Annotated in this window: 9 protein-coding genes; 4 read left to right on the top strand and 5 right to left on the bottom strand. The window is 62.2% G+C overall.

Annotated elements, in window-relative coordinates; all coding sequences use genetic code 11:
• The coding region (locus IF803_RS42000) for a hypothetical protein (protein ID WP_461196099.1) at window positions 1–203 on the bottom strand (203 nt) is incomplete at its 3' end.
• A 76-nt stretch (window positions 204–279) separates the two neighbouring features.
• On the opposite strand from IF803_RS42000, the gene IF803_RS42005 reads away from it, so the two are divergent.
• On the top strand, window positions 280–738 hold the full coding sequence (locus tag IF803_RS42005) for a hypothetical protein (RefSeq protein ID WP_461196100.1): 459 nt from the start codon (window positions 280–282) through the stop codon (window positions 736–738).
• 313 nt (window positions 739–1,051) lie between these two features.
• Window positions 1,052–1,345, top strand: coding sequence for an HdeA/HdeB family chaperone (locus IF803_RS42010; protein ID WP_461196101.1), 294 nt, complete (start codon window positions 1,052–1,054; stop codon window positions 1,343–1,345).
• A 424-nt stretch (window positions 1,346–1,769) separates the two neighbouring features.
• Here IF803_RS42010 and IF803_RS42015 read toward each other — a convergent pair whose 3' ends face one another.
• Genes IF803_RS42015 through IF803_RS42025 form a run of 3 tightly spaced genes read right to left on the bottom strand, consistent with a single transcriptional unit; the run spans window position 1,770 to window position 4,065 of the window.
• Window positions 1,770–2,231 carry a PaaI family thioesterase gene (locus IF803_RS42015; RefSeq protein WP_461196102.1) on the bottom strand — a complete coding sequence of 154 codons (462 nt, stop codon included), beginning with the start codon at window positions 2,229–2,231 and terminating at the stop codon, window positions 1,770–1,772.
• Window positions 2,232–2,272: 41 nt separating this feature from the next.
• The gene (locus tag IF803_RS42020) at window positions 2,273–3,748 is read right to left on the bottom strand and encodes an amidase (protein ID WP_461196103.1); all 1,476 of its coding nucleotides are present in this window, start codon (window positions 3,746–3,748) and stop codon (window positions 2,273–2,275) included.
• Window positions 3,745–4,065: a hypothetical protein gene (locus IF803_RS42025; RefSeq protein WP_461196104.1), complete on the bottom strand. Its 321-nt coding sequence runs from the start codon at window positions 4,063–4,065 to the stop codon at window positions 3,745–3,747. Before IF803_RS42025 ends, IF803_RS42020 begins: the two co-directional genes overlap by 4 nt.
• Window positions 4,066–4,155: 90 nt before the next feature.
• Here IF803_RS42025 and IF803_RS42030 point away from each other — a divergent pair, with 90 nt between their 5' ends.
• Together IF803_RS42030 and IF803_RS42035 are read left to right on the top strand one after the other, a co-directional pair.
• Window positions 4,156–4,458, top strand: coding sequence for a hypothetical protein (locus tag IF803_RS42030; protein WP_461196105.1), 303 nt, complete (start codon window positions 4,156–4,158; stop codon window positions 4,456–4,458).
• Window positions 4,459–4,555: 97 nt separating this feature from the next.
• On the top strand, window positions 4,556–4,786 hold the full coding sequence (locus tag IF803_RS42035; protein WP_016848527.1) for a hypothetical protein: 231 nt from the start codon (window positions 4,556–4,558) through the stop codon (window positions 4,784–4,786).
• Between the two features lie 67 nt (window positions 4,787–4,853).
• Here the strand turns inward: IF803_RS42035 and IF803_RS42040 are convergent, their stop codons facing one another.
• Window positions 4,854–5,057 (bottom strand): hypothetical protein, encoded by a 204-nt coding sequence (locus IF803_RS42040; protein WP_016848526.1) that lies wholly within the window; start codon window positions 5,055–5,057, stop codon window positions 4,854–4,856.
• Window positions 5,058–5,992 lie beyond the last annotated feature (935 nt).

Below are 5,992 nucleotides of genomic sequence, written 5' to 3' on the forward strand. Positions count from 1 at the left end.
ATCGCGGCCTGACGCTGGCCCAGTTTTGGCTTCAAGATTGACTGCCCTGCAAGGCCGTTTTTACACGGCCAAGACCCATTGCCGACATTCGGAGTTTTCAAAAATTTGCACGTTTTGTTGGTGTTTCGGACAGATTTCACGTCTAGGATGCGCGCATTGCGATCAGAGACCGCCGAAGTGTCCGCAGAACCGTCAGACATCATCGAAAGATTTCCCGGCCCAATTGTCCTAGTTCCGTCGCGCGTCAAATGGTTGCTCATGACGCTAGGCTCGGGATTAATGACCGCGAGCGGCGTCTTTGTGATTTGGATTGCTCTTTCTCGATCTCCTGGAAATGCTGGCATTGGACTGGCGATGGGTATTGCGGGAGTGCTCTTCTTCGGTACTGCCGGCATTGTGAGCATACTTGCTCTTCAACCTGGTGCGTGCTCGCTGAGCCTCAATCAGGCAGGTTTTGAAGTGACCAACCTGTATCGAACAAGGGCCTTCTATTGGGCGCAGGTCAGCGACTTTGGGGTTTATTCGACCCGCAGGAGGCAAATGGTGGTGTTTCGATCTGCGAAGCCAGTCTTCAGCTTTTTGGAGCAGTCTAACGCTTGGTTGACCGGGGGCCGAAACTGCGCATTGCCCGACACCTATGGGTTCTCGGCCACGGATCTGGTTCGCCTTCTGGTCGCTTGGCAGGATTTAGCGATGACGCGACCGACCGCGTCTAATTCGCTAGTCGGCACGACTTAGGTCGCTTCTTGGCCCTGAGCGGACATTCACCACAGCATTGCTGATGTCGGCTTTTGAGAGCGACACCGACCTCGCTATCCGCTCGCATACACTGGATTTTCGAGTACACGCCCTGTTCTCATCACGCTCTAGCGCGGCGCCGTCACAAATCAGGAACACGAATTCTCAATCCGTGCACTGAAGCGACGTGCAGGCAAAGTTGCGCGATGTCTCGCTTGCGTTCGCCGTGATGCTTCGCATACGAGGTCGCGAACGGACCCGCCGGGCTTCCGGCGAACCCGTTGATTTCAGATCATTGCCCATGGAGATTGCGATGAAGATCACTGCCTCGATCATGCTTGCCGCCGCGCTCGCGCTGTCGTCGGCGCCGGCCGGCGCCACCGTCCTCGATCTCTCGATCATGACCTGCAAACAGTTCGTCGAAGGCGGCGACGACACCATCAAGATGGTGCTGGTGTGGATGGACGGCTGGTACAAGGGCGATTCCGACGAGGCGATCATCGACACCGACGTGTTTACCGAGAACGCCAAGAAGTTCGGCACCTATTGCGGAAAGAATCCGACCATCAGCATCGTCAACGCCGCGGAGGCCGTGCTCGGCAAGTAAATCTTGCTACGCAAGCTATGGCGGGATTGGTCTAGTCAGCTTGCTCAGTGTCATCACCCGCGCATGCGGGTGATCCAGTATTCCAGAGATCGTGGTGATGGAATGAGAGGCCGCGGCGTACTGGATCGCCCGGTCAAGCCGGGCGATGACAGTTGCGTAGGATGGGTAGAGCGAAGAGAAACCCATCATCTCAATGCGCGGCAAGAAGCTCGGCAAGTAAATCTTGCAGCGTGATTAGCCTGAACCCTCATGGTGAGGAGCGTGGAACGCGCGTCTCTGTACGATGCTTCGCATCGCCAGGCGAACCATGAGGCCGGGCTGGTGGCCTCGTCCTTCGAGACGCTTGCTGCGCAAGCTCCTCCAGCGACAAAGGCGAAGCCTTTGCGCGGGGATGAGGAGATGCATCGTCTATGATGCGAGAGGCCTATCCCGGCAGCATCGCGAAGGCGCTCGACACCATCGCCACCGGCTTGTTGTCGGTGGCGGAGAGCAGCGTGACGCGGCCGAAGCTCATGGTGCGGCCGAGCCTGACCACGCGGGCGTCGGCCAGCACGTCGGACGCGGTCACCGCGCGCATGAAATGCGTGGTCTGGTCGACCGTCGTCATCGGCCGATAGCCCTTGTTGGCCGCGAGGTTGGCGAGCACCATCGCGGTGTCGGCGAACGCCATCAGCGCCTGGCCGCAGACGATGCCGCCATTGCGGCACAATCGCTCGGAAAACGGCATGCGCAGGATGGCGCCGGGCTGCCAATCGGCATCGCTGCCTTCAGGCGGGGCGATGTCGAACTGCTCGATCGCCAGATTGAGGTCCTGCACCCACGGCGCAAAGACGTCGCCGAGTACGCGTTTTGCGTCGTCGATCCCGAATTCCCCGGCCTTCTGCATGACGTCCCGTTTCCTCCGCTGATGGTTTTGCCATTTATCGCCTAGTTGCGCGTGACATGCACGGCCGGCGTGTTGCCCGCATTCCACTTGCCGTCGATCGCCCGTTCGATCTGGGCGGCGAGCTGCAGCAACAGCCCGTCACTCGCTTGCTTTCCGATCGCCTGGATGCCGAGCGGCAGGCCGTGCTCGTTGGTCGCGAGCGGCAGCGAGATCGCGGGGATGCCGCAGAGATTGGCGAGCGGCGTGAAGGCGAAGTTGCGCCAGAGATTGCCGAACCAGTCCAGCACCGACGGATTGTCGGAGATGGTGAGATACTCCGTGGTGCCGACCTTCGGCGTCGGCAGCGCCGTGATCGGCGTCAGGATGATGTCCCAGTCCTCGAAGAAGGCGCCGAAGCCGCGCGAGGTGGCGTTGAAGACGGCCTGCATGCGGGCGCGATCGGCGAAGCTGAAGTCGCGGCCGTGCTCCCAGATGCGGATATTGATGGGCTCGATCAGCTCCACTGGGGGCCGCTCGAGGCCGCGCGCGGCGAGCATATTGCCGATCACGACGGCGAAATTGCTGATGTAGCAGGTGGTCTGCGCCGCGAAGGCTTCCCGGTAGTCGATCGCCGGCAGTGCGTAATCGACCTGGTGGCCGAGGCCTTCGAGGAAACGTCCGACCCGCTCGAGCTCGGCTGTGATGTGCGGCGTCGCGCGATAGCCGCCCCATGTGTGCGACAGCGCGATTCTGAGCCGGCCGGGATCGCGCGCGATCATCGCGGCATATGGCTCGGGCGAGGTCCAGAACGGCATGAACTCGCCGGGCGCAGGTCCCCGGCAGGCATCGACGAAGCCAGCGGTGTCGCGCACCGTGCGCGACTGGCAGCCCTGGATCGAGACCAGCCCGGTGAGATCGGACAGATGCGGCGCGAGCGAGAACACGCCGCGCGAGACTTTCAGGCCGATATTGCCGTTGACCCCGGCGGGAATGCGGATCGAGCCGCCGCCGTCGGTCGCATGCGCGATCGGCACGGCGCCGGCGGCGACCATCGCCGCGCTGCCGGCCGACGAGCCGCAGGTGGTGTAGTCGGTGTTCCAGGGATTGCGCGTGACATAGACCGCGGGATTTTCCGCCGAGCTGCAGACCCCGAACTCCGGCGTCGTGGTGCGGCCGATCAAATTGAGGCCGGCCTTGCGCATCTTCGCGGTCAGGAAGGTATCCGCCGCGGCGCGATTGCCGCGCATCATCAGCGAGCCCATCTCCTGCAGCCGCCCCTTCAAGGTCGGGCCGAGGTCCTTCATCAGGAAGGGCAGGCCGGCGAACGGGCCGTCGAGGTCGGCGCCGTCGCGCGCGGGGTCGGCGATCACGTCGTCGAACAGCTCGACGACGCCGGAGAGCGCGGGATCGACCTTGGCGACGGCGCTGGCTGCCTGCGACGCCAGCTCACGGGGCGTCAGCTCGCCGGCCCGGACGCGCTCCGCGAGCGCCGTCCCGTCATGCTGCGTCCACTCGTCCCAGCTCATCGCCAAAGTCATTTGATCGATTCCTTTTCTGCTTTGTTGCGCAGTGTAATTTGCGCGGCCGCCCGGTCAAACCGACGCGCGCTGCGCTGCGTTCCGATGCGCGCTTGCGCTGCGCTCCGACGCGCACTGCGCTGCGCTGCAAGCGCCGTGCCCGGCTTGAAAATGCCCCAGTTTCGGCGCCCAGTCGCCTCCTCGCGAGTGGTGGGGGCGTCCATGTTCCGCAAATTGGTGTTGCTCGGCGGCGTGGTTGCGATCGGGCTTGCGCTCAGCGGTTGCACGCGCTGCGGTCCGGTCTGGGACGACTGGATGCAGTCGCCGAAATCCTGCAAGTCAGACCATCTCTAGGGCCGGGGCAGGCGCGCTTGGCGGCGGCTTTCTTGCGGTGATATACCGGCGACGGAAATGCAAGGAGCGTACTCATGAGAGTTTTGTGCGCAGTCGCGGTTGCGGTGCTGCTGTCGGCGCCGGCCTATGCGCAGATGCCGAACGTCAACCTGATGCCTGAGGTCAAGACCAGGACCCAGGAGGAGAAGGAGCAGGACGCGGTCAGGGACAAGGCCTACAAGGACTCGCTGAGCAAGATTCCCGATGCCAAGGGATCGTCCGATCCCTGGGGCGTCGTGCGCAGCGATCCGCCGAAGGCGGCCGCCCATCCCGCCAAGCCGAAGACCAAGACCGGAAGTTCGGCGCAGCCCGGAAGCGCCGCGCCGCGTAACCAGTAACGCCCGTTCGGGGCGACTTCATCCGTCTCCTGCAGACTCGGATTCTCCTGCCGCCGCCCCTATATTGGGGTGTCGTCAGTTGGTCCGGAGTTGCGGCATGGTGTCTCGTCCGCGCGATCTCGCCAGCCGGATGGCCGAGCGGCGAAAGCCGGACGACGGCTATCTGCGCGAGACCTTCAGCCTGCCACGCGATCAGGCCCGCGTGAGGGCGCGTGACTTTCTCAAGCGCTACCCGAAAGCGGCCTATATGAGCGCCGTCGAGAGCTGGCGCGAGCTTCCCGGCGGCGACATCGAGTTCACGATGCGGCGGCTGGCAAGCGCGGATTGAAGCGTTTTCGAGCGAAGCGCGAGGGCCAGCCGGTCAGGGCACCGGGGCGTGCACGATAGATCGTGCCTCAGTCCCCATTGCTGCCGCGGGTCCGTTCCCGCTCCAGATTGTTCAGCTCGCGATCGATCCGCAGCTGCACGCGGCGGATCGCCAGAAGATCGAGCTTTGCTTCGGTCTTGCCCGTGAAGACGCGATCGCCGATCTGGAAGCGCCATTTCCAGACGCCGGCCATCAGCTGGGTGACGCTGAACTCGATGCCCCTGTGGATCATCTGTAACGGTTCCGCGAATGAAGGCGGTCGTCGATACTTAAACCATTAGTTGTAGTAATGATTGGCACCCGTAAAAAGATCGTGTGAAAGGCCGCGCCCGTTCGAGCCGTCGTTGTGGATTCCGGAAAGGATTCGTCCGCCGGCAGCGTCGCCAGGGAACCGTCGCCAGCCGTGTTGCCTGTCCAGCGCCGCGCAATTCGCGTTGGTTGAGCAGGCCAATGTTACGAACACTGGCGGAACCCGAGTCTTCCGTCGAACGCTACGGAGTTTTTCCAGGGCTCAGGAGGGGTACGAAGGTAGTATGCAGATTGTGCCAACCGTTATCTGACGCGGTCGAGCCTGTCAGGTTAACTTGTTGATTATCAGGGGAACTTCGGGCGCAAGATGCGTCATACGGCCCGGAACTTTGTTCTTGGCCGGAGAACTACGGAATTTTAAACGGCCCCAACAGGGGGCCGCCAACCCGTCCCGGAGGCGGGTTTTCCTCCAGCAGTCGGGGGGCTACCTGTCTGGCTGGGGGCCCCCAAATAAGGGCACTGCCGGGCCGATTGTTCCAGTAAATATTCCGCGAGAACAGATCGCGACCCGCAGGAAGTTATGGGGCCAGAACATCTGAGGGCCTCCTCAGTAGTCCTACCGAGAACATCGGCTAACCCTTGGCTGCGATGGGGTTAAACCCAAACCAGGCCACTCCAAAAATCAAAGCAGGCCATTGTGGATGGAAACGGGCCGGCACCTCCTTGCCTGAAAGAACATATTGCGAACATAGAACAAACGTGGTACGAGGTTCCAATCAACAACGCATTCCACCCGACCTCATCACCCGTTTGTCCCGCTAGCGAATCCCCGCCATAAGGAGCACATCCCAAATGTCCGCCACTACACTGCGTATCGTCGAAGGATCCTCCATGGACAAGTCCAAGGCCCTCTCAGCC

The organism is Bradyrhizobium sp. UFLA06-06, from assembly GCF_054820065.1.

Bases quoted from the DNA above. Each gene is read 5' to 3' on its own strand.
- IF803_RS42005 (WP_461196100.1), top strand. From the start codon at position 280: ATGACCGCGAGCGGCGTCTTTGTGATTTGGATTGCTCTTTCTCGATCT.
- IF803_RS42010 (WP_461196101.1), top strand. From the start codon at position 1,052: ATGAAGATCACTGCCTCGATCATGCTTGCCGCCGCGCTCGCGCTGTCG.
- IF803_RS42015 (WP_461196102.1), bottom strand. From the start codon at position 2,231: ATGCAGAAGGCCGGGGAATTCGGGATCGACGACGCAAAACGCGTACTC.
- IF803_RS42020 (WP_461196103.1), bottom strand. From the start codon at position 3,748: ATGACTTTGGCGATGAGCTGGGACGAGTGGACGCAGCATGACGGGACG.
- IF803_RS42030 (WP_461196105.1), top strand. From the start codon at position 4,156: ATGAGAGTTTTGTGCGCAGTCGCGGTTGCGGTGCTGCTGTCGGCGCCG.
- IF803_RS42035 (WP_016848527.1), top strand. From the start codon at position 4,556: ATGGTGTCTCGTCCGCGCGATCTCGCCAGCCGGATGGCCGAGCGGCGA.
- IF803_RS42040 (WP_016848526.1), bottom strand. From the start codon at position 5,057: ATGATCCACAGGGGCATCGAGTTCAGCGTCACCCAGCTGATGGCCGGC.